Raw genomic sequence first — 23,653 nt, forward strand, 5'->3', positions numbered from 1 at the left:
TTTACTCCTGTCTCTGTACGTGGGGATCAGATCAGATTTGTTGGTTGCGTGCCCACTTGAGCCACTGACTCACAGACCGGCCCGGGCCGATGCGCTTGGCGAAACCCCGCCGGGCCAGGTCGTCGGCGATCTCCTGCGCGGCCACCTGCAGGCCGAGGAACGTGTCGACGCCGGGGAAGTACCCGCCGAGCGTCGGTGAGCCGGACGCGTACACCCGGCCCTCACCGTTCGCGGTGCCCTTCAGCTCGAACGACCGCTCGACGTCGAGCCGGCCCACCGGGTTGCGCCCGACGTTGCTGTGGTCCATCAGGTCGGCCAGCAGGCGGTGCTCGCGGATGTCGGCCTCGAGCCCGGTGCAGTCGATGATGAAGTCGGCCGGGATCTCGCTGATCTGGCCGTTGGCGAACTTCACCCGGCTGACGGTGCGGCCGTCGGCGCCGATCGTCACGTCCTCGGCGACGCCCTCCAGCGTGTGGTACCAGTTGCCCGCGCGGCCGGCGTTCATCTGGGCCTGCCAGCGCCGCCGCCACGGGGTGTTGGTGCCACCCATGTCCTTGTACGCCTGGGCCCGATCGGCGCCCTCGAGCTTCCGGATCTTCGCCTTGAGCTGGCCGCCCCAGACCGACTTCGGGTAGTTGAAGCCCTGGTAGGCGAACCCGTTGCCACCCTGGCGACGCAGCCAGGCGTTCTTGCCGTGCGGACCGCTCACGTACGTGCGGAACAGGTGGACGATCTGCGTCTGCAGGCCGAACTTCTCCCGGTCGTCCATCAGGCGCTGGAGCACGCGGGACGCCACGATGCCGCCGCCGCGGACCAGCACGGTGCCCGGCCGCGACTTGAGGAACGTGTAGACGTGCTCGTGGTCCTCGTAGGCGTTGACCACGTGGTGGAAGTCCTGGTGCTTGGTGCGGAACTCCTGCAGCTCGGGCAGGAACTTCAGGCCCGGGTAACCGATGCCCACGTGGACGTACTGCGAGCGGTACGCGACCCGCTTCGTCGGGGCGGCGCCGTCGGGCGGCGTCAGGATCGTGAAGTACCCGCCACCGTGGCGGCGGCGCACCATCCGCACCTGGCCCTTGACGAGCATCTCCCACCAGCGGATGCGCTTGGCCTCCCGCTCCAGGTTCTCGAAGACCATGCCGGCGCGCGGGGTGTAGAAGTCGGCGAACATCGGCTCGACGAGCACTTGCCAGGCCGCTTTGAGCGACTTGTCCTTGATCGTCTCTTCCATCGCGTACGACGGGAAGCCCCAGATGTTGTCGGGGCGCGACGCGGAGTCGGACCGGATGCGCTCGGAGCGGGGGATCTGCGAGACCCGGGTGAGGTACTCGTAGGTCTGCCAGGGAGTGTCGATGTTGGACAGGATCCGGATGTTCTGCGTCGGGACGCCCGCGATACGCAGGTAGTCCACCGTGACGAACGACCCGATACCGCCACCGATGGTGACGAACGGTATGTCGACGATCGGGATGCCGGCCGCGGCGATCATCTGATCGGACCACACGCTGGTGTCGAGCAGCTCGGGCGTCAGGTCGCCGCCGGCGCCGGGAGCGGCCGGGTAGCTCTGCTGCTGGGGCACCGCGGTCTGCGGCCCGGGAGCCGGGTACGCCGGCGCCGCCGGGATCACCGACGTCGGGGGCAGGCGGCGCTGTGCGTCAGCGGGAGGAGCACCCGCATACCCAGGGCTGACACCACCGGCTTGGTTCGGCGTCCGGCCGGGGTACGGACTGCTCATGTCCCTCACCATCTCTTTGCAGCGACGTTTCCGCGACGGAGTCCTCCCGCCGCGCACGGGTGAGGCTAGGGGACAGCCGACGAGAGCCCGCGACCTCTGACGCGTATGCGACTCACGGCCCGCGTCACAGTGTCTCGTCGCGTCGTCGCCGCAGCGCATCGTCGAGGAATCCGCAGAATTTCGCGAAACGATCGGGGTCGTGGAGCTCGTCGCGACCGGCGAGGATCACGGTCCAACGCGCGTCGGCCAGCGCGCTGCGGCGCGACTGGTCGCCGCGGTAGTGCTCGCTGTCGCGGTAGAAGTTGGCGCCGACGCGGAGGGCCGGCCAGCCGAGGTCCACGGAGGTGCGGTGGTCGTGCACCCGGATCGGATGGTGCGGCACCGGGTGCGGGAAGCCCGCCCGGACCACCTTGACGCGCAGCACGCTCTCCTCCGGCGCTCCGGCGCGGCCATCGGCCAGCCGGAGGGTGGCCGCGGTGCGGGTGCGGGGCCGGGCCTCCACCAGCGACCGGAGCTCCGACTCGGTGACGTAGCCGTGGCCGAGCAGCAGATCGAGCCCGGCCACGGCGGCCGGGACGTCGGGCTCCCGAGCCAGCTCCCAGGCCGTCCGGACCGGCACGGTCACCGGCAGCCCGGGGCCGGGCGGCCCGTTCGGCGGATCGGACGTCGGATGCCGTCGGATCTCCGTGGCCGGGAGGGCGGCGTGGCGGGCGCGGACACCGCGCATCTGCAGCCGGTTGGGCGGCGGCACGATCACCGACACCGGATCCTCGGGTTCGCCGATCGGCAGGCCCTCGACGCACGCGGCGGAGCGACCGGTCAGCGCGGCTCCGGCGGGCAGGATCAGGCCGACGGCCTCGCAGCGGAGCCGGTGCGAGTCGGGGAGCTCGGCATCCACGTAGACGTCACGGAGCACCCGCCGCCAGGCCGCTCCGTTGAGCTGGGAGCGCGTGAGCAGCCCACGGCGGACGACGTCGGAACCCCGGAAGATCTGCCCGACGAGCTCGGCCGGGCGGTGCGGTGTGCGTGCCATGCCCCCAGCGTGCGGCCGAGCGCGGCCGCGGGGCCCGTCGTCCACAGGCCGAACTTCGCCCCGACCGTTGTCCCCAGGCTCACCGCCCCGGCGGCTGCTGCGACCACCCCGTCGGCCCGGACGGCGGCGGCACCGGCGTCCCCGGACGCGCCGTGTCGGGCCGGGGAAGCGCCGCCGGCTGCGTGGCCGGGGGCAGCGGATCCACGCTCACCCGGGGCAGCGACACGATGTCGGGATTGCACTCGACCGCGGTCACGGTGGGCCCGTGCTGGCCCGCGGTGACCAGCAGCATCGCGTAGTCGGGCAGCCCCTGGAGCGTCCGCGGCTCCACCGTGTACTCGGTGGCGCGCTGGTACGTCTCGCTGTTGTTCCAGTTCGTGCCCTCGGCGTGCCCGGCCGTGCTCCGCCACGACCGCGAACTGCTCCCGACCATCCCGGAGATCGACTGCCACGGCCGGCGCAGCGACAGGTTCCGCACGCTGCTCGTCGACCTGCTCTCCGACTCGGCCGTGCTGTGCGTCTCCGCGCCACCCAGCTGGTGGGTGAGCTGCGTGAGCACGAACCGGTGCTGGCGCCCGATGAACTCCGCGGCCTCGGCGGCCTCCTGGTGGTTGCCCAGCCGCATCACCCCGACCGCACCCGCGCCGAGCACCTGCAACGACGTGCCACGCAGGTGCCGGAACAGGTACACCAGCCGGACTCCACGCCGCTCGCAGACGTCCGAGAGCCGCTCGAGGTGCCGCCGGGCGATGTCGTCGGCACCCACCACCACGATCGTGCGCGGCCCGGTGGACGGCCCGCCCGTGGCCACCCCCCGGGTGAGCCGCTGCACGACGAGGTCACCGAGCACCTCGTCGCGCGCGGTGCTGCCCGTGCTCAGCGTCGCGATACAGCTCAGCTGCGCGTCCGGACGGGGTTGGGCGTCGCTGCCCAGCGGTGCCAGCGGGTGCAGCAGCGATTCGAGCTGGCGCAGCCGCGGCCCGACCTCACGGCGGTAGTCGGGCGAGAACAGCTCGTCGGCGATCGTCCGGCGTTCGGTGTCCGCGAGCCCGTCGGTGCCGGCCGGCTCGCCCAGCAGCACGCGCAGCGCCGCCAGCACCCGGGCGACGCTCAGGCCGCCGGGCGCCAGCGCCGCGCAGATCGCGCCGAGCACCCGGTCGTCGGCCGCGCGCCCGTACCGGTCGCTGCCGCCCTCGCCGTCGCCGCCGTGCACGGCCTCGACCAGCACGTCGACGAACTGGCGCTGGTCCAGTCCGGACAGGATGTCGGCGGTGGCCAGGTCGTCGGGGAACAGTTGGACGTCGGTGCTCAGATCGGCGTCGGCGGCGACCTCGGCCAGCTCACGGCAGACGCCCTCGCCGGTCAGGTCGAGCACGGTGAGCCGCCCGCCGCTGGCCAGCGTCGACGACCCGAAGACGGTGAGCAGCCCCTCCCAGCCCCAGAGCGTGCCGCCGACCACGTCGATGCGGCGCGTGTGCGGGGGCGGCACGACCGGCGCCCACTCCGGCAGCTGCTCGGCCCGTTGCTGCTCGGCGACGTCGAACTGGGCTTTGCGGGTGTGCCAGTCGGCCAGCTCGCGGTCGTAGCGGGCGCGCTGCTCGGCCGCGACGGCGTTCGGCCGGCGGGCGGCCGCGCCGGCGTTGTGCGCGCCCCACCAGACCAGCCCTCCCGCGACGCCGAACACCGCGAGCACGAGCACGATCATCACCAGGAAGCCCCAGCCGCCGCCCTCGCCCCGGAAGACCAGCAGGCTCAGGCCACACACCATGACGAAGCTGACGATCAGCGCCGCCGGCAGGGCGATCGCGATGTTCCGGACGAGATGCGGGTTGGCGGCGCGGGCGGAGGCCAGCACGTCGGCCGGCACCTCGCCCATCGTCGGCGGCGGCGGCCCGAACGGGCGGCGGAACAGGTGCCGGTCACGGAAGACCCAGCCGAGCCGTTCACCCGGCCGGAGCAGCGCACCCAGCGGCGCCCGCGTACCACCGTCCGGAGGGGACTCGTTCGTATCCGCCATACCTCGAACGATAGAGCCTAGGTCAGCGCGGGCGAGGGGGCCGGGAGGTCGGCGGCCCAGTCGCTGACCTCGACGACGTCGGTGTCGCGGGCCGCGCGCACGGCCACGTGCGCACCGTCGATCAGCCCGGCTCCGCCGACGATCACCAGCGCGTCCGCCGGTGCCGGGCCGGCCGAGGCGACCAGCCCTCGTCGCGCCAGGTCGGCCGCCGACGCGGTCGCCCGCCGGCCGGAGCGCTCGCCGTCGTCGATCACCAGCGGCAGCCCGCGGGAGGCCGCGAGCAGTGCCGCGGACCGCAGCGCGGCGCTGCCGTCGGCGTCCGCGCTCCAGCGCACCGCCACCGCCGACGGCTCCGACGGCAGCGTCCCGACGGTGACCAGCTGCCCGCGGACCCGTTCGGTCAACGCGTGGGCACCGGCACGCACCACGACGACGTCCGGCTCGGACGCCTCGATCTGCAGCCCGAGCTCGTGCTCGACGTCGTGCGAGAAGCGGCTGAGCACCGGAGCGGGCAGGTCGTCCCGCCGGACCCGCGCGGCCAGCTCCTCGAGCTCCGCCAGCGAGCGGGTCATCTCCAGCAGCTCACCGGAGAGCCCGGTGCCGACCTCCAGCGCCGGTGCCCGGTACGGCAGCATCCGGGAGAGCACGACCTCGGCCGGGCGCCGGGCCCCGACCAGCGCACCGGCCACCTCCACGTCGTCGCCCTGGGTCGACGGCTCGTCGACCACGACGAACACCCGCGTCGCCGGTGCCTCGCCCAGCGACAGCCGCTCGGCCTCGGCGATGTCGCGCTCGATCCGCCGCTTCGGGTAGAACCGGGTGAGCAGCGGGCCCGCCATCACGGTCGTCACGATCGCCATCACGACCATCAGCGAGAACAGGTCCTGGTTGAGGATGCCCAGCTGCAGCCCGACGGTGAGGATCACGATCTCGGTCAGCCCGCGCGTGTTCATCAGCGTGGCCAGCGCGAACGCCTGCCGGTCGGGGACACGCTGCAGCTTGGCGCCGAGGTAGGCGCCGACGAACTTGCCGCCGATGGCCACCAGCAGGATGAGAGCCAGCTCGACCAGCCCGTCGAGCCCGAGGTTGCGCAGGTCGACCTTGATGCCGGAGGTGAAGAAGAAGACCGGCAGCAGCAACAGCACGCTGACCTGCTCGAGCTTCTCCATGATGTCCTGGCGGAGCGCTTCGCCGCCCTCCCGCGGCATCACCGCGCCGAACAGGAACGCGCCGAAGATCACGTGCACGCCGAGCCACTCGGCGGCGTAGGCCGACACGAACAGTCCCACCAGGACGACGGCCAGCAGGGTGGGCGTCAGCCGGCCGGCCTTGGTGTGCAGCGGCAGCAGCCGGCGCAGGAACGGACGCACGACGAAGAACATCAGAGCGACGTAGGGCAGCGTCAGCAGCACGTGCCACTGGGCCTCCGCCGAGGAACCGGCCACGGTCACGACGACGGCGAGCAGTGACCACGCGATCACGTCGTCGACCGCCGCGCTCGCCAGCGCCAGACCGCCGAGGCGGGTGCGGTGCATGCCGCGGTCGGTGAGGATGCGGGCCAGCACCGGGAACGCGGTGATCGACATCGCGGCGCCGATGAACAATACGAACGGCAGCCGGTCGTCGCCGGCGACGTCGTGACGCGTCGCCAGCCAGTACGCCAGCGTGACGCCGAGCGCGCACGGCAGGATGATCGAGCCCACCGACACGCTGACCGCGATCCGCTCCTTGCCGCGGATGAGCAGCATGTCGAGCTCGTAGCCGACGATGAACATGAACAGCACGAGTCCCACGTTGGCCAGAGCGGAGAGCGGGATCCGAATGTCGGTGGGGACGAGTAACGTCGACAGGTGCGGCCCGATGATCGTCGGGCCGAGCGCGATCCCGGCGATGATTTCGCCCACGACCGGGGGCTGGCCGACCTTCTGGGCCAACCAGCCACCGACCCGTGCGAGCACGAGAATCAGTGCCAGATCGAGCATCAGCAAGCCGACATCGTGCGCAGTCACCGCGGGAAGCTCCTTATTCCGTGTCCGGTAGCCGACCTTGTGACCGGGCTCCGGCCGGTAGTTTCACATCGCCGAGGGGCCGTGTTCCGAGTCCGTCGGGAAGCAGACTCTGAAGGAGAGGCACGTGGAGGGCATCGCCGACTACGAGTTCGTCCGGTCACTGGGCGACGGCAACCACGGCGAGTTCTTCCTCGCCAAGCGGCCGGCCCGGCTGCCGGTCGAGGCGGAGCTGGTGGCGGTGAAGGTGTTGTCCGGCTCCACCACCCAGGAGGTGTTCCGGCGCGCCACCCGCGAGCTGTCGGCCTTCGCCGCGGTGCGGTCGGAATACCTCGTGACGCTGTACGACGCCGGTCAGCAGGGCGGGGTCTTCTACTACTCGATGGAGTACCTGCCCGACGGGTCGCTCGCCGAGCCCGCGTACCTGCTCGACGAGTCGGCCACGCTGCGTGCCGTCGCGCACGCCGCCCGGGCCGCCCACGCGCTGCACGAGGCCGGCATCGTCCACCGGGACATCAAGCCCGGCAACGTGCTGCTGCACTCGGAGGGCGGCAAGCTGTCCGACCTGGGGCTCTCCCAGGTGCTGGCGCCGGGCATGACGCTGACCGGCATGGGCTCGCTCGGTTCGATCGAGTTCGTCGACCCGGACGTGCTGCACGGCGAGCCGCCGTCGCGCGCCAGCGACGTGTACTCGCTCGGCGTGACGCTGCACTACGCGCTGACGCAGCAGGGCCTGCACGGCGAACTGCCCGACCACGACCCGGTGCTCGCGCTGCGCAAGGTGCTCTCGTCGCCGCCGTCGATCGATCCCGGCCTCGACGACTCGCTCGCCGAGATCGTGTCCTGGACGATCGCGCCCGACCGCACCGAACGCCCCGCCACCGCCCTCGCCTTCGCGGAACGGCTAGAGGCCCTCGTTACCGCCTAGCAAATCGGAGATCTCGTGGGCGTACTGCGCGCTCACGCCGTCGGGGACGCCCTTCTGGGCGCCGTTGCGGCCGGCCACCCACACCGTGAGCGTCTGTCCACTGGGGTCGAGGTCGATGCAGAGCCGGCAGCTCGCCGGGGGCCGCGCCTCCGGCGGCAGCAGGCGCACGACGTGCACGCCCAGGTTGCCGCCGACCGCGGTGACGAACTCGGCGTCCGGCCCGCCGAGGCGGTCGTCGAGCACCGCCAGCACGCGCGGCAACGACAGCAGCTGCCGTGCCCGCGGGTCGGCCGCGGCGGCCCGCCGCACCTCCACCAGCTGACGCAGCCGGCTGGTCAGATCCAGCGCGCCGTCGCGGGTCGGCGCCACGTGCGGGCCGGTCAGCGGCGGTGTCGCCGGGCGCGCGTGCGGCAGCGACTGCACCCACGCCCACCGCTCGTCGTCGGTGGCCCCCGCCGCGACCGCGATGCACAGGTCACGGGCGTCGTGCAGCACCGCGGCCTGGGTGATCAGCCACCGCGCCAGCGGAACGGCGGCCGGCAGCGGGCCGCGGATCGCGATGCCACCCGCGTTGCCCACCGGCACCGCGATCGGCACCGGAGGACGCCGGGCCAGCCAGCCGATGCGGGTGACCAGCGCCTGCGGGTGCTGCGGGCCGCGCACCGCGCCGGCGAGCCGGTCACGCGCGACCCGGTCGAGCGTCACCGGGTCGGGCGGCGGTGAGTTGGGGGCCAGCCGGGCGAGGTGCCGGGCCGAGCGCACCTCCATCAGCGCCGTCCCCGCCGTGAGCAGGTCACCGGGTGTCAACTGCCGCACACCGTGCAGCGGTTCGCCGTTGACCTGCGAATCGGTCTCGCCCGCCACCTGCACGGTCCACCCGCTGACGGTGAAGCCGAGCGTCACCCGCCCGATCGGCACCTTGCGCTCGCCGTCGGGCAGCGGCACCAGCCGGCCGGCGTCGGGGCCGCCGATCACCGCCAGGTACAGCCGGCTGTCCGGCACGCGTCCGGCCGGGGTCGGGCCCGAGGGCAGCGGAGCGCCGGCCGGGTAGGAGCGGTAACCACCGCCGGATGTGGGCGCCGGGCCGGACAGCGGCACGCCGGAGGACGGCGCCGGCGTGCGGCCGACGATGCCGGACGGCGGCGCGCCCGGCCGGGTGTACGGGTTTGCGCCGCCCCGCTCCGGCGGCAGGTCGTGCAGCGGCGGCAGCCCGAACGGGGTGTCGTCGGGCAGCGTGAAGCCGGGCGGCGCGGCGGGGTCGCCGGGGACGGCCGGTGCCTCGGGCTCGGCGACCGGCGGCGTCTCGGCCGCCGCGACCGGGCCCGACGGCGGTGGCGGCGGCGTGCGGTCGACCGGACGCCGCGCGGCGATGCGCAGCGGCGCCTGGTCGCCGAGCGAGTCCGCGACGACCGCCGCGCCCTGGTTAGCCGGGTTCGCCCAGGCTTGTTCCTGGCGTGCCTCGGCACCGCTCGGGGTGCGCCGGTCGAGCCGCGGCGGTGGCTTCTGCACCACAGTGGTCTCGCCGGTCTCGACCGCCGAACGCAGCGCGTCGACGAACTCCTTGCAGGTGGCGAACCGCTCCTCGGGCGACTTGGCCATCGCGCGGGCCACGACCCGGTCGACGGCCGTCGGCAGGTCGGGCTGGAGCGCGGTGAGCGGCGGGGGAGGCGTGGTGAGGTGCGCGGTGATCGTCGCGACCTGGTTGTCACGCGCGAACGGCAGCTGACCGGTGAGGATCTCGAACGTCATGCAGCCGAGCGAGTACTGGTCGGTGCGCCCGTCGGTGGTCGCGCCCTGCAACTGCTCCGGGGCGATGTAGGCCACCGTGCCGAGGACCTGGCCGGTCATCGTGATGTCCTGGTCCATCTGCTGGGCGCTCTTGCTCAGCCCGAAGTCCACCAGGTACGCGTGTTCCGGGCCGCCGTGCGGGCCGCCCGGCTGCAGGTCGGGGGAGCCGGGACGCTCGACCAGGACGTTGCTCGGCTTGACGTCCCGGTGGGTCATCTGGAGGCGGTGGGCGGCGTCCAGCGCGTCGGCGACCTGGTCGAGCAGGCGGACGGCGCGGCGCGGCTCGAGCACCTGCTCGTGGTCGAGGATGGCCGCGAGGTCAGCGCCGGGGATGTACTCCATCGCCAGGTAGAGCTGGTTGTCGACCTCGTCGGCGGTGTACACCGTCACGATGTGGGGGTGGCGCAGCCGCGCCGCGGACAGCGCTTCCCGGAGGAAGCGCCGCCGGAAAGCCTGGTCGGCGACCAGGTGGGGGCGGAGCACCTTGACCGCGTCGTCACGATCGAGCAGCCGGTGCCGGCACAGGTACACCTCTCCCATGCCACCGACCGCGAGGCGCTTGCGCACCTCGTAGGTCGCGAGACGGGATCCTGGGCTGAGCACGCCTCAAGGTTGTCACGTGATGGCTCGTCTCGGCGAACACACCCGTAACCCGTAGGCCTTGCGTGAGGTTCTGGGGGGATACCCGTACAGTGGCCGACGTTCCGCCCTGACCCAAGAGCACGGACGGTAATCGCTCCGTCCGCGCGCTGAGCGTTGAGAGCGTGTGGTGTTCCGTCGTCTGCTGGCCGTCGCTGCCGTCCCCCTTCTGCTGATCGGGCTGTCCTCGTGCCAGTCCGACCCCACCGTCGCGGCCTATGTGGGCAGCGACCAGATCACCGTCGACCAGATCGACAGTTACTTCGACAAAGCGGCCACGGATCCGCTGTCGTCGGAACTGGTCGCGCAGAACCGCGCCGAGGTGAAGCCGCGGCTGGTGAGCATGCTGGTCTTCATCAAGCTGCTGCGCGAGGCGGCCGACGACGCGGGCGTGCCGGTCACCGCCGGCGAGGTCGCCCAGGTCAAGGCCCAGATCGAGCCGCAGCGCCAGATGATCACCGGTGACCTGGCGTTGCTGCCGCTCGACCAGATGGCCGAGTTCCAGGCGCACCGGCTCAAGCTGAGCCAGTGGGCCTCGTCGGGCAGCGCCTCGCAGGCGGCGGCCGAGAAGAAGTACTCGGACGTCGTGCGCGCGGCCGAAGGCGACAATCCGGTCACCGTGAACCCGCGGTACGGGAAGTTCGACCTCGAGAAGGTGCCGCAGCTCGGTAGCTCCGACTCCGCGGTGAAGCCCGCGTCGCCGGACGCGTCGTAGCCGACGTGGTCGCTCGCCTCGTCGTCCTGGTCACCTCGCCGCGGTTGCCGGCCGGGCTGCTGACCGCGGACGGGTGGGACGCGGTGCGCTCGCACCCGGTGTTCGCCGCCGGTCCGTCCCCGCTCTCCGACGCGGTCCGCGCGGCCGGCGTCGTCGTCACCGAGATCGGCGACGATCCGGGGACCGCGCTCACCGCCCTCCGTCGCGCCGCGGAGAACGCCGCGCAGAACGGTGCCTCGGTGTGGCTGGCCGGTGCGAACGACCCGCTTCCCGGCGTGCTCGCCGAGCGGCTGGCGGCCGACCCGGCCCTCGACTACCAGGTCGAGGTGCTCTACGGGTCGTGGGATCCGCCCGGGGCGCGGCTGCTCGACGTCGCGTCGGTGATGGACCGGCTGCGCTCACCGGGCGGCTGCCCGTGGGACGCCGAGCAGACCCACGAGTCGCTCCGCCCGTACCTGCTCGAAGAGGCGTACGAGGCCTACGACGCGCTGCTCGACGGTGATCTCGAGGCGCTGCGCGAGGAACTCGGCGACGTGCTGCTCCAGGTCGCGTTCCACGCCCGGGTGGCGTCGGAGAACGCCGAGGACGGCTTCGACATCGACGACGTCGCCGGTGACCTGGTGGCGAAACTCGTCCGCAGGCATCCGCACGTGTTCGCCGACCGCTCGGTGTCCGGTGCCGACGAGGTCCACTCGAACTGGGAAGCGATAAAGAAGGCGGAGAAGAAGCGCGACTCGGCGCTGGACGGGGTGGCGCAGTCCCAGCCGGCGCTGTCGCTGGCCGCGAAGTACCTGTCGCGGGCCCGGCGCGCGGGGGTGACCGTGTCGCCACCGGCGCTCCCGCCGTCGGTTACCGCTCCGGCTGATGACGACGCCCTGGGCGACCTGTTGTTCGCGCTGGTCGCCGCGGGCGACGAAGCGGGGCTGGACGCCGAAGCGGCGCTGCGCGCTGCGGCCCGTCGTTTCGCCGACGCGGTCCAGGAGGAAGAACGCGCTGGCCGGGGCCGGTCAACCCCCTCCTGAGGACCGACCCCAGCCGTACCACCGCGGCCTGCCGCTCCTGTTCGTGAACGGCCGATTCTCGGTGGTTCGCGTCCCGGAGCCGCGGCGACGATGACGCGGGGGACGGCGCGTGGGCCCGGGCGACGCTGCCCGGGGTCGTCAGCGGCCCCGGCCGGTTGGCGGACCGGCGTTGCTGGGAGGCACCCGGGGCGCTGACACCTCTAACAATGAGCAACCCCGGGAGCACGGAGGGTGCTCCCGGGGTGCATACGAGTTGCTATCAGCGCGTGCCGTACATCGCCGCGAGGCCCTTGTAGTCGCCGAGGCCCAGCGTGCGCTTGCCGACCGAGCAGGCCGAGAGCGCCGGGGTCATGACCGCGCTGGCGTGCGCCGCCTGGCTGACGTGGTTGAGGCCCAGCGAGTGGCCCCGCTCGTGCAGGACGACCGACTGCAGGTCGTAGGCGTTGCTGCAGTTCTTCGTCGCGGTGAAGAACTTGTACTGGGTGTTGAGCGCGGTGTCGGTGCCGGTGACCGTCTTCTTGCCCTTGATGGTCTTGAAGTAGGTGCAGGTCATCCCGAGCCACTTGCCGGTGCCGGCGCGCCAGCCGATGACGTTGCGGCCGTCGTTGCCGGTGCAGTTGCCGGCCGCGCCCACCTGGACGCCGGCCGAGGTCGAACCGCCGTAGGAGGGCACCAGCTTCAGGCTCTTCTGGCCGCAGGCCTTGGTCAGGCCGGTGGTGCCGGCGGCGATCGCGGCGACCGCGGAGCTGCGGACCGACGCCGGCGCGCCGGCCGGGTTGTAGTACCACTTGAAGCTTCCGAGCTTCCAGCCCGACAGCGCGTAGGCGGCGTCCTTGCAGGTCTTGGCGGCGGCGGGGCGGATCGCGGTGGCGTTGACGGCCTGCGCCTCGCCGTGCTCCTCGTCGTGGGACTCGCCCTCGCCGTGGGCCTCGGTCTTGACGACGACCGAACCGTCGGTGGCGCGGCTGACGGTGATCGAGATGTCGCCGGACGTGCTCTGCGCGGCGGCCTGGACGCCTTCGCCCGCCGCCGGGACGCGGACCGTGAGGCCCTGGTAGCGGATGGTGTCGCCGTCGGCGGCGACGGTCGCGAGGTCGGTCTCGGTGTCGGCGGCGACGAGCTTCGGGCCGGCCGGGGCGGTGGCGGTGAGGGCGGCGGGGGCGGTGGCAATGCCTGCGGTGACCGCGGCGGTAGCGACCAGCGCGGCGATCGAGATCGTCGGGGCGGAGGACCGGAGAGTCAGCAGGTTACGCATGCCCTCTACGTCGGGAGCCTCCAGTGCGCCGGACGGTGCGGAAAAGTTTCCGATCGGGAGCGCGGATCCGCGTCACCGGCGCTGCAACCTCAGGCGTCGGCCTCCGGCAGGTTCGGGCGGACCGGGAGGCTGATCGCGAAGGCGTCGGTCTGGCCGCCGCGCGGTGTCGCCAGCTGACCGCCGTGACGGGACACGATCGCCCTGGCGATCAGGAACGAGAGCGCGTTGCCCGCGCCCCGGTCGCCGGTGGTGAACAGGTGGTCGCCGGCCGCGAGCGCCGCCGGGGCGCCCACCCGCACGGTCCAGTGCGCGGCCGCGAACGTCACCCGGACGTCGATCCGGGTGCCGGCGTGCGCCGTGGCGACGATCGTCAGCAGCGCCTCGACGGCCTGCCGGAAACGGGCCGGGTCGACGCGCAGCATCGGGCCGGTGGAGTTGCCGGTCACCTCGACGGTGACCTCGGAGCGCTCGGCGAACGCCTCCACCGCCTCACCGACGACGTCGGGCAGGTGCACGCCGCGCAGGGTCAGCGGCAGCGTGCCGCCCTCCAGGCCGGCGAGCGTGAGGAGGTCGTCGACGATGCGCAGGGTCCGGTTGGCGTTGCGGGCGATCGCCTCGAGCGCGATCTGACGCTGGTCGCCGGGGGAGTCCGGCTCCTCGGCCAGCATCTGGCTGAACGTGGCGATCGACGTCAGCGGCGTGCGTAGCTCGTGGGACGCGGCCGAGACGAACTCGGTCTTGAGCGTGGCCACCTCGGCCAGCGCCCGGTTGCGTTCCTCCAGGCCGCGCCGGATCGTCGCCTGATCGGTGACGTCGCGGACGACCCAGAGGTGCCCGGCGACCGAGCCCTCGACGTGGATGGGGGCGTAGTCGCGGGCGATCACCCGGCCGTTGGTGAGCGTGAACTCGACCCCGCTGGCGGGCCGGCCCTGCTCCAGGAACCGGAGGGTCTCCTCGCGCAGCGCCGCCGGGTCGGCGAAGAGCTCGGCCGGTGGGAGCAGCTCGGCGGTGTGCTCGCCGATCAGCTGCCCGGCCGGTACCGACGAGCCGATGACCGTGGGGAGCGCGGCGTTGGCCATCACGGCGCGCCGGTCGGAGTCCTCGACCAGGATCCCGACCCGGAGCGACTCGATGAGCGTGTCGATACGTGCGCTGTGCAACTGTTCGCGGCGCTCGGCGTCGACCGCGCGGGTGACGTCGATCGCGTAGACGACGATGCCCTCGACGGCGGGTTCGTCGGCGAGGTTCTGAATGGTCAGCGCGTAGCAGCGCCAGTCGGTGCCGCTCGGGCCGCGCAACCGCACCTCGACGGTCTCCGGCTCGGTGTCGGTCAGCCGGCCACCGCCGGGCAACGGCGCGTCCACCGCGGCGGCGAACAGCGCCTGGATCGTGGTGAAGTCCTCCGGGTGCACGAGCGACGCGGCCGCTTCCGAGGTCGGCGCGCCCGGACCGAGGAGCCGGACCGCGGACGGGGACGACCAGCGCCACCGGCCGTCGGGGTCGAACACCAGCATGACGACCGGTGACCGCCCGACGAGCGCACGGTGGAACCACTCCGACTGGCGGCGCACGTCGGCCCGCGGCGCCAGCGCGGCGACCACCACCGTGTAGCCCCCGCCGGCCAGCGGCGTCACCAGGAGGTCGGCGGGGATCTCGCTGCCGTCGGCGTGCCGGGCCGGCAGCTCGCGGTGGCCCTCCCCGTCCGGGCCCGCGCACGCGTCGTAGAGCGGGCGGAGCGGGTCGGCGGCGCCGTTACGCAGGCGCGTCGGCACGATCAGCTCACCCAGCGTCCGGCCGAGTACGTCCGCCCGCACGTGCCCCAGCAGCAGCTCGGCACTGCGGGGGAACGTCAGGACGCGGCCGTCGGCGTCGACCGTGACCGCGGCGAGAGGGATCGTCGGCACCGGCGTCGCCGGTTCCATCCGCACTCCTCTCGGGCGTTACGTGTGTCAATCTGTGCAGATAGTCTCTACTATGAGAAAGATACGCAAAACTAGTGATAAGTGAGTTTCGTGTCGCGTGCGGCGGTTGATCGCCCGCCGGCTGAGGAGGGGCGTGGCCGAGGTCACGGACGGGGGCGTCGCGGCCGGTAGTGCCGTGACAGTCGGGGCGGCTCGAGCAGCCGCCCCTTCGGCGCGCCCGGAACCGCGGCTCGTCCGCGGCTCGGAACGCCCGGAACTGTTCCGGGCGGTCGTCGAAGCCGCGCGCGCCGCGGTGGCGATCGTCTACCCCGACGGCTCCTGGACCGCGCTCGGCGACACGTTCACCCGCGGGTTGGGCCACTCGGCGGACCTGCCGGCCCGCACGCGGCTCCTCTCGCTCGTCCACCCGGCCGACCGCCGGAGCGTGCTCGAAGCGTTCCGGGCCGCCCGCGACGGCCGGGAGCCGGACCGGTCGATCCCGGTGCGGGTACGGACCGCGCAGGGTTCCTGGCTCGAGCTGGCCACGACGGTCCGCGGCCGCGTCCACGATCCCGACGTCGGCGGTGTCGTCTACTACGGCGTCGAAGTGGGCCGGGCGCGCGACGCCGAGCGGGCGCTCACCGAGACGCACGACGGCCTGGAACGGCTGATCGAGACGCTCGCCGTCGGAATCCTCCTGGTCGACGGCGGCGGGCGGGTCGCGGTGACCAACCGCGCGCTGATCGAGCTCTTCGACGTGCCGGGCCCGCCGCAGCGCTACCACGGCACCGACGCGCGAGCGCTGCTCCGACGGATGGCCGGTGCGATGCGTGCGCCCGACCGGGTCGCCGACCGGCTCGACCGGCTCCTCGCCGAGCCGTGGACCGCGCTCGACACCGACCTGATGCTCGTCGGCGGCCGGGTGGTGGAGATCGACGTCGTGCCGGTCGGGGCCGGCGGCGGCGCGCTGCTGCACGCCTGGGACGTCACCGCGCGGGCCAACACCCAACGCAGCCTCGAGGAGCGCAACGAGGCGCTCTCGGCCCTGGTCGCGGCGAAGAACGAGTTCGTCGCGAGCGTCTCCCACGAACTACGCAGCCCACTGACCTCGGTGGTCACGTTCAGCAACCTGCTGGCCCAGCCCGACTGGGGTGAACTCGACGACGAGCAGCGTCAGTTCATCGAGGTGATCCAGCGCAACGCCGACCGGCTCCTGCGGCTGATCGAGGACCTGCTCCTGCTCTCCCGGCTGGAGGCGCGGACGCTGCAGTTCGTGCCCAGCCGCGTCATCCTTCCCGACCTCGTGCGTTCGGCCGTCGCCGAACGCGCTCCGATCGCGCAGGCCGCCGACGTCACGCTGAAGGCCGAAGTGTCCGGCGACACGGTGATGTCCTGCGACGAACTCCGAGTCAACCAGGTGCTCGGGAACCTGATCGGCAACGCGTTGAAGTTCACGCCCGCCGGTGGACAGGTGACCGTGCGGTGCCATCCCGCGGCCGACGGCTGGCGGCTGTCGGTGACCGACAGTGGCATCGGTATTCCGTCCGAGGATCTGGACCGGATCTTCGAGGCGTTCCATCGCGCATCCAACGTGGAGAAGCACAGCCATCCCGGCACCGGCCTCGGCCTGGTGATCAGCAAGGCGATCGTTGAGCGCCACGGTGGGTTGATGGAGATCACGAGCGAGCTCGGCAGGGGGACGACGGTGACCGTTTGGTTGCCGCAACGCCGGGTCGGTGACCGGGAGGGGGACCGGTGAGCAAACTACTGGTTGTCGAGGACAATCCGGATATTGCACTCGGGCTCAAGCTGTTGTTCGAGCGGGCCGGACACAACGTCGAGCACGCCCAGGACGGGCGGGAGGGCCTGCGGCTGGTGCACAAGGTCCGGCCCGACCTGGTCGTGCTGGACATCGGGCTGCCGATCATGGACGGCTGGCAGGTGCTCGAGCGGGTGCGTGACATCTCCGATGTCCCGGTGCTGCTGCTGACCGCGCACGGGCAGGAGCGCGACAAGGTGCGCGGCCTGCACGGTGGGGCGGACGACTACCTGACCAAGCCGTTCACCAACGGCGAGCTGCTGGCCCGGGTGACCGCGCTGCTGCGTCGCTCGTCGGCGCCGGACTGGTCCGAGGAGATCTACGACGACGGCCGGCTGCAGTTGGACCCGGTCCGCCGGTCGGTGACCGTGGACGGGGAGTCGGTGCACCTGACGCCGATCGAGTTCCGGCTGCTGAACACGCTGGCGCGACACAAGGGCGCGGTGCTCTCGCCGTCGCAGCTGCTGTCGCAGGTGTGGGACGACCCGACCGGCATCGGCGCCGAACGCGTCAAGTTCGCCGTGCTGCGCCTACGCCGCCGCCTCGGCTGGTCCGACCCGTCCGACAGCCCCATCGAGTCCGTGAGAGGAGTCGGCTACCGCTACCGCCCCCCGGCCTGATCCTGATAGGCTCGTAGGTACGAGTCAGGCTTTTGACCTCGGTTTGGTGTGCATCGATCACCAAGGGGATGCGCTTGATCGCTCTCTGTTGTTTAGTCACACGTAGCGGTTATCGTCGAAGTGGTGAGGGGAGGTGCTCATGCCCGTGCACCAGAGCAACGCCATTGAAGTACCCGACGAGGGTCCGACGGTCGTGATGCTCGACGAGCGCGAGTACCTCGAGGCCGTCGAGCACACTCTGCACGAGCTGGGTTACACCCGTGAAGAGCTACGTGGGTGGGCGGCGACCAGGGACTTCCCCGATCCACTGGCCTTCATGGCATGGCAGATGATCCGGGACGATGCCGTCGCCTGACCTCAAGAAGTTAGCCGGAGGCTTCGCCGATCTCCTGACCGACGTGCTCAACCGCACGATCGCCAAGCATCCGGTCAAGATCACCGCGAAGGCCAGTCCTGTTCCGGGTGTGGTGTTCGTCGGAAACCGCCTGTCGGACCGCAGCCTGCTGTCGCGGAACTACTTCCCTTTACGGCACCGCCCGGGAGTGCCGCCACTGCACATGCTCATCTCCGGGCGACTCAGCCTGGACCACGAGGGCCGCTACCTCATGGTCCAGTCGTCTGTCTGCGCGGTGGCTCGGGACGCTGGTGGTGGTCGGTAGCTCTTCCATGTCGACTACGAGCGCGGCAAGGCGGACGGATATCCCGAGGCTCACTTGCAGGTCGACGGTCAGTCGGCGGACCTCCTGGAGTACACCGCGCTCCTGGGGCGCAAGCGTGACCTCCCGAAGCTGCACTTTCCGGTCGGCGGACGGCGTTTCCGGCCCACCGTCGAGGATGTCATCGAGTTTCTGGTGGTCGAGAAGCTAGTCGAGGCGTCAGACGGCTGGCAGGACGTCGTCGAGGCGTCCAGGGCCGACTTCCAACGGCGCCAGCTACGCGCGGCAATTCGGCGATTCCCCGATGTGGCCGCCGAAGCTCTGCGCGACTTCGGACCGGAGGGGGACGGTTAGTCGGCGCGTGCGCGAGCGGCGGCATAGGGTTGCGCGTCATGACGCGTGAGTTCCGCAAGACGGCGGAGGCCGTCGTCGACGATCTGCTCGGGGGCGACCCGGTCACGGCGTACTACGTCGGCGACCACCGCACCGATCACGAGCTCCCCGACTACTCGGCCGACGCGGTCGCCGAACGGGTGCGGCGCCTCCGCGAGGACGCCGACGCGCTCGTCGAGATCGACCCCGACGACCTCGGCCCCGAGGACGCCGTCGACGTGCAGCAGCTCGCGTCCGCCGTCGACGAGCGGCTGTTCGCCCTCACCGAGCTGCGCGAACACGAGTGGAACCCGCTCGTGCACAACCCGGGCGCGCTGCTCGACGGGCTGATCACCCGCGAGTTCGCCCCGCCGGCCGAACGTCTGGAAGCCCTGGTCGACCGGCTCCGCACGATCCCGGACGCGCTGGCCACGGCCGAGAACGTCCTGCGGGACTGCCCGCGTGTCCACGTCGAGACCGCGCTCGGCCAGCTCGACGGCACCGCCGCGCTGATCACCGACGGTGTGCCCCGCCTCGCCGCCCAGGTGCCCGGCCTCGACGTCACGGCACCGCGCACCGCCGCGCTGGCCGCGCTCGACCGGCACCGCGCCTGGCTCACCGACCAGCTGGAGACCGCGGTCGGCGACCCCCGCCTCGGCCGCCGCCGCTGGGAGGCCAAGCTCTGGCACGAGCTCGACTCCGAACTCACCGCGGGCGCGTTGCTCGCCGCCGCCGAGGAGCGCTTGACCGACGTCGGCGAAAAGATCCGCGAAGCGGCGAAGGAACTGACCGGTACCGACGACGTGCGCGCTGCCCTCGACGCGCTTGCCGCCGACCGCCCGGACGACACGACCGTGCTCGGCCGCGCCCAGGACGGCCTCCGTTCGACTCTCGACTTCGTCCGGGACCACGACCTGGTGTCGCTCACCGACGACGAGTGCCGCGTCATCGAGATGCCGGAGTTCGCGCGGGGCGTGGCGATCGCCTACTGCGACGCGCCCGGCCCGCTGGAGACCGCGCCGCTGCCGACGTTCTACGCGATCGCCCCGACCCCGGCCGACTGGTCCGACGACCGCCGCGACTCGTTCTACCGCGAGTACAACGACCACATGCTGCGTAACCTGACCGTGCACGAGGCCGTGCCCGGCCACTTCCTGCAGCTCTCGCACGCCCGGCGGTTCCGGGCGAGCACCCGCGCCAGGGCGCTGTGCATGTCGGGCTCGTTCGTCGAGGGCTGGGCGGTCTACGCCGAGGAGATGATGGTCGACGCCGGCTTCGGCGGCCCGCAGGTGCGGATGCAACAGCTCAAGATGCAGCTCCGCATGACGATCAACGCGCTGCTCGACCAGCTCGTGCACGCGGAGGACCTCTCCGAGGACGAGGCCATGGCGCTCATGGTCGACAAGGGTTTCCAGGAGGAGCGCGAAGCGGCCGGTAAGTGGCGGCGAGCGCTGCTCACCTCGGGTCAGCTCTCCACGTACTTCGTCGGTTACACCGAGGTGAGCGCGATCGCCGCGGCGCGCCCGTCGGACGTCGGAGTGAAAGCCTGGCACGATCGGATGCTGGCCCACGGCTCTCCGTCCCCGCGTCACCTGAAGACGCTCCTCGACGTCTGAACCGTTCTAGGGCACCAGTGCGCGTGTCGGTTACGGGCCGCGACTACGCTGCGAGGGAAGAGCGCGGGCCACCGCCCGAACGCCGAACGCCCCGACCTGAGGAGCGATGCACGTGGCCACGATCGAGGCCGTCGCCGCCCGTGAAATTCTCGACTCGCGCGGTAACCCGACCGTCGAGGTCGAGGTCATCCTCGACGACGACACCGTCGCCCGCGCGGCCGTCCCGAGCGGCGCATCCACCGGCGCCTACGAGGCCGTCGAACTGCGCGACGGCGGCACGCGATACCTGGGCAAGGGTGTCGAGAAGGCCGTCCAGGCCGTCGACGACGAGATCGGCCCCGAGCTGCTCGGGTACGACGCCGCCGAGCAGCGGCTGATCGACCAGGCGATGATCGACCTGGACGGCACCGACAACAAGGGCCGCCTCGGCGCCAACGCGATTCTCGGCGTCTCGCTCGCCGTCGCGAAGGCCGCCGCCGACTCGGCGCAGCTGCCGCTGTTCCGCTACCTCGGTGGCCCGAACGCGCACACGCTGCCGGTGCCGATGCTGAACATCCTCAACGGTGGCGCCCACGCCGACTCGAACGTCGACATCCAGGAGTTCATGATCGCGCCGATCGGCGCCGGCTCCTTCAAGGAGGCGCTGCGCTGGGGTGCCGAGACCTACCACGCGCTGAAGAGCGTCCTGAAGTCGCAGGGGCTGGCCACCGGCCTCGGTGACGAGGGCGGCTTCGCGCCGAGCCTGTCCAGCAACCGGGCCGCGCTCGACCTGATCGCCACCGCGATCGACAAGGCCGGTTACACGCTGGGCACCGACATCGTGCTCGCGCTCGACGTCGCCGCGACCGAGTTCTACCAGGACGGCGCGTACGAGTTCGAGGGGGCCAAGAAGACGAGCGCCGAGCTCGCCGACTACTACACCGAGCTCGTCAACAACTACCCGATCGTCTCGATCGAGGACGGCCTGTCCGAGGACGACTGGGACGGATGGAAGGCGCTCACCGCCGGTCTGGGCCAGCGGGTCCAGCTCGTCGGCGACGACCTGTACGTCACCAACCCGGAGCGGCTGGCCCGCGGCATCGCCGAGAAGGCCGGTAACGCCCTCCTGGTGAAGGTCAACCAGATCGGCACGCTCACCGAAACGTTCGACGCGGTCTCGCTCGCCCACCGGGCCGGCTTCAAGTGCATGCTGAGCCACCGCTCCGGTGAGACCGAGGACACCACGATCGCCGACCTCGCGGTGGCCACCGACGCCGGTCAGATCAAGACCGGTGCCCCGGCCCGCTCCGAGCGCATCGCCAAGTACAACCAGCTGCTCCGCATCGAGGAGGAGCTGGACGACGCGGCGACCTACGCCGGCGCGACCGCCTTCCCCCGGTACACCCCGGCCTCCTGATGGCCGGTCCGCGCCGTACTCCCAGCGGCCAGCGTCCGTCCCGGGCCGGTGGTAACCGCCGCCCGTCGACGTCGTCGGCGGCCAGGAGTGCGGCGCGGTCCTCCCGGTCCGCGGCGCCGAAGCCCACCCAGCGGGGCACCACCCCGCACGGCGGGCGCGTCACCGGCCGGGTGCCGGGCAAGCAGCGTGACTACCCGGTCTCGTCCCTCCCGGCCCAGCGCCGGGGCGCGGGACGCAGCCCGGGCGCCGGTAGCCGCGAAGGGCGCCGCCCCGGCGTCCGCCGCACTGCCGCTTCCGCGACCGCCGCGCTCGACGGGCGCCGCTTCGTCCGGCGCGGCGAAGGCCGGTTCACCGGTCGCGCGGCCGTGCTCGCGATCCTGTTCGCGGTGCTCGTGCTCACGCTCGCCTACCCGGTGCAGCAGTACCTCGCCCAGCGGTCGCAGATCGCCGAGGCCGAGCGCGCGCAGGCCCGCCAGAACGAGCGGATCGCGGCGCTACGCTCGGAGCTGGACGCCTGGAACGACCCCGAGTACGTCAAGGGTCAGGCCCGGTCGCGTCTGCAACTGACCGAACCAGGGGAGAAGCGGTACGTCGTGCAGGACCCGTCACGCAGCAGCGGAAGCTCCAGCTCCACCGAGCCGTCCGGTTCGCCGGTCAACGACCCGCGCTCCTGGTACGGGCGGCTCTGGGACAGCGTCGAGGCGGCCGATCAAGAGTGACCGGTCTGTCGGAAGCCGATCACGAGACGGTGGCGGCTCAGCTGGGACGTGTCCCGCGCGGCGCGATCGGTGTCGCGCACCGCTGCCCGTGCGGCGCGCCGGACGTCGTCGAGACCGCGCCGCGGCTGCCCGACGGCACGCCGTTCCCGACGACGTTCTACCTGACCTGCCCGCGCCTGGCCGGGCTGTTGTCCACCGAGGAATCCGGTGGGCTGATGCGTGACATGTCCGCGCGGCTCGAGTCCGATCCCGAGCTGGCCGAGCACTACGTCGCCGCACACGAGGACTACTTGGCGCGGCGCCGTGAGCTCGGCGAGGTGCCGGAGATCGACGGGGTGACCGCCGGTGGCATGCCCACCCGCGTGAAGTGCCTGCACGCGCTGGCCGGCCACGCGCTGGCCGCCGGGCCGGGCGTCAACCCGTTCGGCGACGAGGCGATCGAAGCGGTCGGCCAGTGGTGGGAGCGCAACCCGTGCCGCGAACGATGAGGGTCGCCGCGATCGACTGCGGGACGAACTCGATCCGTCTCCTGGTGGCTGACCTCTCCGAGAACGCTCTGGTCGACGTCGTACGCGAGATGACGATCGTGCGGCTCGGGCAGGGCGTGGACCAGACGGGCCGGCTGGCTCCGGAAGCGATCGAGCGCACCCGGGTAGCGCTGGCCGGCTATGCCGCGCAGATCCGTGAGCTCGGCGCCGAGCGGGTGCGCATGGTCGCCACCAGCGCGAGCCGCGACGCGTCCAATGCCGACGATTTCCGCGCGATGGTGCAGTCGACTTTGGGCACGGCGCCCGAGGTCATCTCCGGCGACGAAGAGGCGCGGCTGTCGTTCTCCGGTGCGGTGCGTGGGCTCAGCGGTGGCGAGCCGCCGTATCTCGTCGTGGACATCGGCGGGGGTTCCACCGAATTCGTGCTCGGCACCGCAGGGGTGGACGCGGCTCGGTCCGTCGACATCGGTTGTGTGCGGCTCACCGAGCGCCACCTCCACGGCGACCCGCCCACCCCGGCCGAGACCGCAGCCACCGAGCGCGACATCGTGTCGGCGGTCGACCTCGCGCGCGCGGCCGTGCCGGTGGAGAAGGCCCGGACGCTGGTCGGGCTGGCCGGGTCGGTGACGACGGTGACCGCGCTGGCGTTGGGCCTCGACGCCTACGACCCGGGGAAGATCCATCACGCCCGGATCACCCGCGATCAGGTCGCCGAGGTCACCGAGCGGTTGCTGGCCCAGACCCGCGAAGAGCGCGCGGCCTACCCGGTCATGCACCCGGGCCGGGTGGACGTGATCGGTGCGGGCGCGCTGGTGCTGCGCGTGCTCATGGACGAGGTCGGCGCTGAGTCCGTGGTGGCCAGCGAACACGACATCTTGGACGGCATCGCCTGGTCGCTGGCCGACTGAAGCGGTCCCGTTCGGGCGGG

20 protein-coding genes are annotated in these 23,653 nt (G+C 72.1%); 13 read left to right on the forward strand and 7 right to left on the reverse strand.

What is annotated here, in order from left to right; genetic code table 11:
• Positions 1–31: 31 nt before the first annotated feature.
• The 4 genes from ABD437_RS24875 to ABD437_RS24890 form a co-directional block, all read right to left on the reverse strand.
• Positions 32–1,735 carry a hypothetical protein gene (locus tag ABD437_RS24875; RefSeq protein WP_425558224.1) on the reverse strand — a complete coding sequence of 568 codons (1,704 nt, stop codon included), beginning with the start codon at positions 1,733–1,735 and terminating at the stop codon, positions 32–34.
• Between the two features lie 124 nt (positions 1,736–1,859).
• Complete coding sequence (locus ABD437_RS24880; protein WP_344651323.1) at positions 1,860–2,768, reverse strand: hypothetical protein; 909 nt, start codon at positions 2,766–2,768, stop codon at positions 1,860–1,862.
• 79 nt (positions 2,769–2,847) lie between these two features.
• The gene (locus ABD437_RS24885) at positions 2,848–4,785 is read right to left on the reverse strand and encodes a hypothetical protein (RefSeq protein ID WP_344651324.1); all 1,938 of its coding nucleotides are present in this window, start codon (positions 4,783–4,785) and stop codon (positions 2,848–2,850) included.
• A gap of 17 nt (positions 4,786–4,802) precedes the next feature.
• Positions 4,803–6,794: a cation:proton antiporter domain-containing protein gene (locus ABD437_RS24890; RefSeq protein ID WP_344651325.1), complete on the reverse strand. Its 1,992-nt coding sequence runs from the start codon at positions 6,792–6,794 to the stop codon at positions 4,803–4,805.
• Between the two features lie 124 nt (positions 6,795–6,918).
• Here ABD437_RS24890 and ABD437_RS24895 point away from each other — a divergent pair, with 124 nt between their 5' ends.
• Positions 6,919–7,719 carry a serine/threonine-protein kinase gene (locus tag ABD437_RS24895; protein WP_344651326.1) on the forward strand — a complete coding sequence of 267 codons (801 nt, stop codon included), beginning with the start codon at positions 6,919–6,921 and terminating at the stop codon, positions 7,717–7,719.
• Here the strand turns inward: ABD437_RS24895 and ABD437_RS24900 are convergent.
• Positions 7,696–10,110, reverse strand: a complete 2,415-nt coding sequence (locus tag ABD437_RS24900) for a protein kinase domain-containing protein (protein ID WP_344651327.1) — start codon at positions 10,108–10,110, stop codon at positions 7,696–7,698. The genes ABD437_RS24895 and ABD437_RS24900 overlap by 24 nt on opposite strands.
• Before the next feature lie 166 nt (positions 10,111–10,276).
• Between ABD437_RS24900 and ABD437_RS24905 the strand changes: the two genes are divergently transcribed.
• Positions 10,277–10,861, forward strand: coding sequence for a SurA N-terminal domain-containing protein (locus ABD437_RS24905; protein WP_344651328.1), 585 nt, complete (start codon positions 10,277–10,279; stop codon positions 10,859–10,861).
• Between the two features lie 5 nt (positions 10,862–10,866).
• Positions 10,867–11,883 (forward strand): nucleoside triphosphate pyrophosphohydrolase, encoded by a 1,017-nt coding sequence (locus tag ABD437_RS24910; RefSeq protein ID WP_344651329.1) that lies wholly within the window; start codon positions 10,867–10,869, stop codon positions 11,881–11,883.
• Positions 11,884–12,142: 259 nt separating this feature from the next.
• On the opposite strand, the gene ABD437_RS24915 is transcribed toward ABD437_RS24910, so the two are convergent.
• Positions 12,143–13,138, reverse strand: a complete 996-nt coding sequence (locus ABD437_RS24915) for a matrixin family metalloprotease (RefSeq protein WP_344651330.1) — start codon at positions 13,136–13,138, stop codon at positions 12,143–12,145.
• An 89-nt stretch (positions 13,139–13,227) separates the two neighbouring features.
• On the reverse strand, positions 13,228–15,060 hold the full coding sequence (locus tag ABD437_RS24920; protein WP_344651331.1) for a PAS domain-containing protein: 1,833 nt from the start codon (positions 15,058–15,060) through the stop codon (positions 13,228–13,230).
• Between the two features lie 133 nt (positions 15,061–15,193).
• On the opposite strand from ABD437_RS24920, the gene ABD437_RS24925 reads away from it, so the two are divergent.
• The 10 genes from ABD437_RS24925 (at position 15,194) to ABD437_RS24970 (ending at position 23,633) form a co-directional block, all read left to right on the forward strand.
• On the forward strand, positions 15,194–16,798 hold the full coding sequence (locus ABD437_RS24925) for a sensor histidine kinase (protein ID WP_344651332.1): 1,605 nt from the start codon (positions 15,194–15,196) through the stop codon (positions 16,796–16,798).
• A complete protein-coding gene (locus ABD437_RS24930; RefSeq protein WP_035848720.1) occupies positions 16,795–17,478 on the forward strand; it encodes a response regulator transcription factor in 684 nt (227 codons plus the stop codon). Before ABD437_RS24925 ends, ABD437_RS24930 begins: the two co-directional genes overlap by 4 nt.
• Positions 17,479–17,617: 139 nt before the next feature.
• Positions 17,618–17,833 (forward strand): hypothetical protein, encoded by a 216-nt coding sequence (locus ABD437_RS24935; RefSeq protein ID WP_344651333.1) that lies wholly within the window; start codon positions 17,618–17,620, stop codon positions 17,831–17,833.
• A complete protein-coding gene (locus tag ABD437_RS24940) occupies positions 17,820–18,137 on the forward strand; it encodes a hypothetical protein (protein WP_344651334.1) in 318 nt (105 codons plus the stop codon). Before ABD437_RS24935 ends, ABD437_RS24940 begins: the two co-directional genes overlap by 14 nt.
• Positions 18,138–18,191: 54 nt before the next feature.
• A complete protein-coding gene (locus tag ABD437_RS24945) occupies positions 18,192–18,488 on the forward strand; it encodes a hypothetical protein (RefSeq protein WP_344651335.1) in 297 nt (98 codons plus the stop codon).
• 38 nt (positions 18,489–18,526) lie between these two features.
• A complete protein-coding gene (locus ABD437_RS24950; protein WP_344651336.1) occupies positions 18,527–20,122 on the forward strand; it encodes a DUF885 domain-containing protein in 1,596 nt (531 codons plus the stop codon).
• Positions 20,123–20,234: 112 nt separating this feature from the next.
• Positions 20,235–21,518: a phosphopyruvate hydratase gene (eno, locus tag ABD437_RS24955; RefSeq protein WP_344651337.1), complete on the forward strand. Its 1,284-nt coding sequence runs from the start codon at positions 20,235–20,237 to the stop codon at positions 21,516–21,518.
• On the forward strand, positions 21,518–22,237 hold the full coding sequence (locus ABD437_RS24960; protein WP_344651338.1) for an FtsB family cell division protein: 720 nt from the start codon (positions 21,518–21,520) through the stop codon (positions 22,235–22,237). Before eno ends, ABD437_RS24960 begins: the two co-directional genes overlap by 1 nt.
• Positions 22,234–22,725, forward strand: a complete 492-nt coding sequence (locus tag ABD437_RS24965) for a DUF501 domain-containing protein (protein WP_344651339.1) — start codon at positions 22,234–22,236, stop codon at positions 22,723–22,725. Before ABD437_RS24960 ends, ABD437_RS24965 begins: the two co-directional genes overlap by 4 nt.
• A complete protein-coding gene (locus ABD437_RS24970) occupies positions 22,722–23,633 on the forward strand; it encodes a Ppx/GppA phosphatase family protein (RefSeq protein ID WP_344651380.1) in 912 nt (303 codons plus the stop codon). Before ABD437_RS24965 ends, ABD437_RS24970 begins: the two co-directional genes overlap by 4 nt.
• The last annotated feature ends 20 nt before the right edge of the window (positions 23,634–23,653 follow it).

The organism is Cryptosporangium japonicum (genome assembly GCF_039524755.1).
Lineage (GTDB): Bacteria > Actinomycetota > Actinomycetes > Mycobacteriales > Cryptosporangiaceae > Cryptosporangium > Cryptosporangium japonicum.

Excerpts from the sequence above, each read along its gene's own strand:
- ABD437_RS24875 (WP_425558224.1), bottom strand. The coding sequence starts at position 1,735 with ATGAGCAGTCCGTACCCCGGCCGGACGCCGAACCAAGCCGGTGGTGTC.
- ABD437_RS24880 (WP_344651323.1), bottom strand. The coding sequence starts at position 2,768 with ATGGCACGCACACCGCACCGCCCGGCCGAGCTCGTCGGGCAGATCTTC.
- ABD437_RS24885 (WP_344651324.1), bottom strand. The coding sequence starts at position 4,785 with ATGGCGGATACGAACGAGTCCCCTCCGGACGGTGGTACGCGGGCGCCG.
- ABD437_RS24915 (WP_344651330.1), bottom strand. The coding sequence starts at position 13,138 with ATGCGTAACCTGCTGACTCTCCGGTCCTCCGCCCCGACGATCTCGATC.
- ABD437_RS24920 (WP_344651331.1), bottom strand. The coding sequence starts at position 15,060 with ATGGAACCGGCGACGCCGGTGCCGACGATCCCTCTCGCCGCGGTCACG.
- ABD437_RS24935 (WP_344651333.1), top strand. The coding sequence starts at position 17,618 with ATGCCCGTGCACCAGAGCAACGCCATTGAAGTACCCGACGAGGGTCCG.
- ABD437_RS24940 (WP_344651334.1), top strand. The coding sequence starts at position 17,820 with ATGCCGTCGCCTGACCTCAAGAAGTTAGCCGGAGGCTTCGCCGATCTC.
- ABD437_RS24950 (WP_344651336.1), top strand. The coding sequence starts at position 18,527 with ATGACGCGTGAGTTCCGCAAGACGGCGGAGGCCGTCGTCGACGATCTG.
- ABD437_RS24960 (WP_344651338.1), top strand. The coding sequence starts at position 21,518 with ATGGCCGGTCCGCGCCGTACTCCCAGCGGCCAGCGTCCGTCCCGGGCC.
- ABD437_RS24970 (WP_344651380.1), top strand. The coding sequence starts at position 22,722 with ATGAGGGTCGCCGCGATCGACTGCGGGACGAACTCGATCCGTCTCCTG.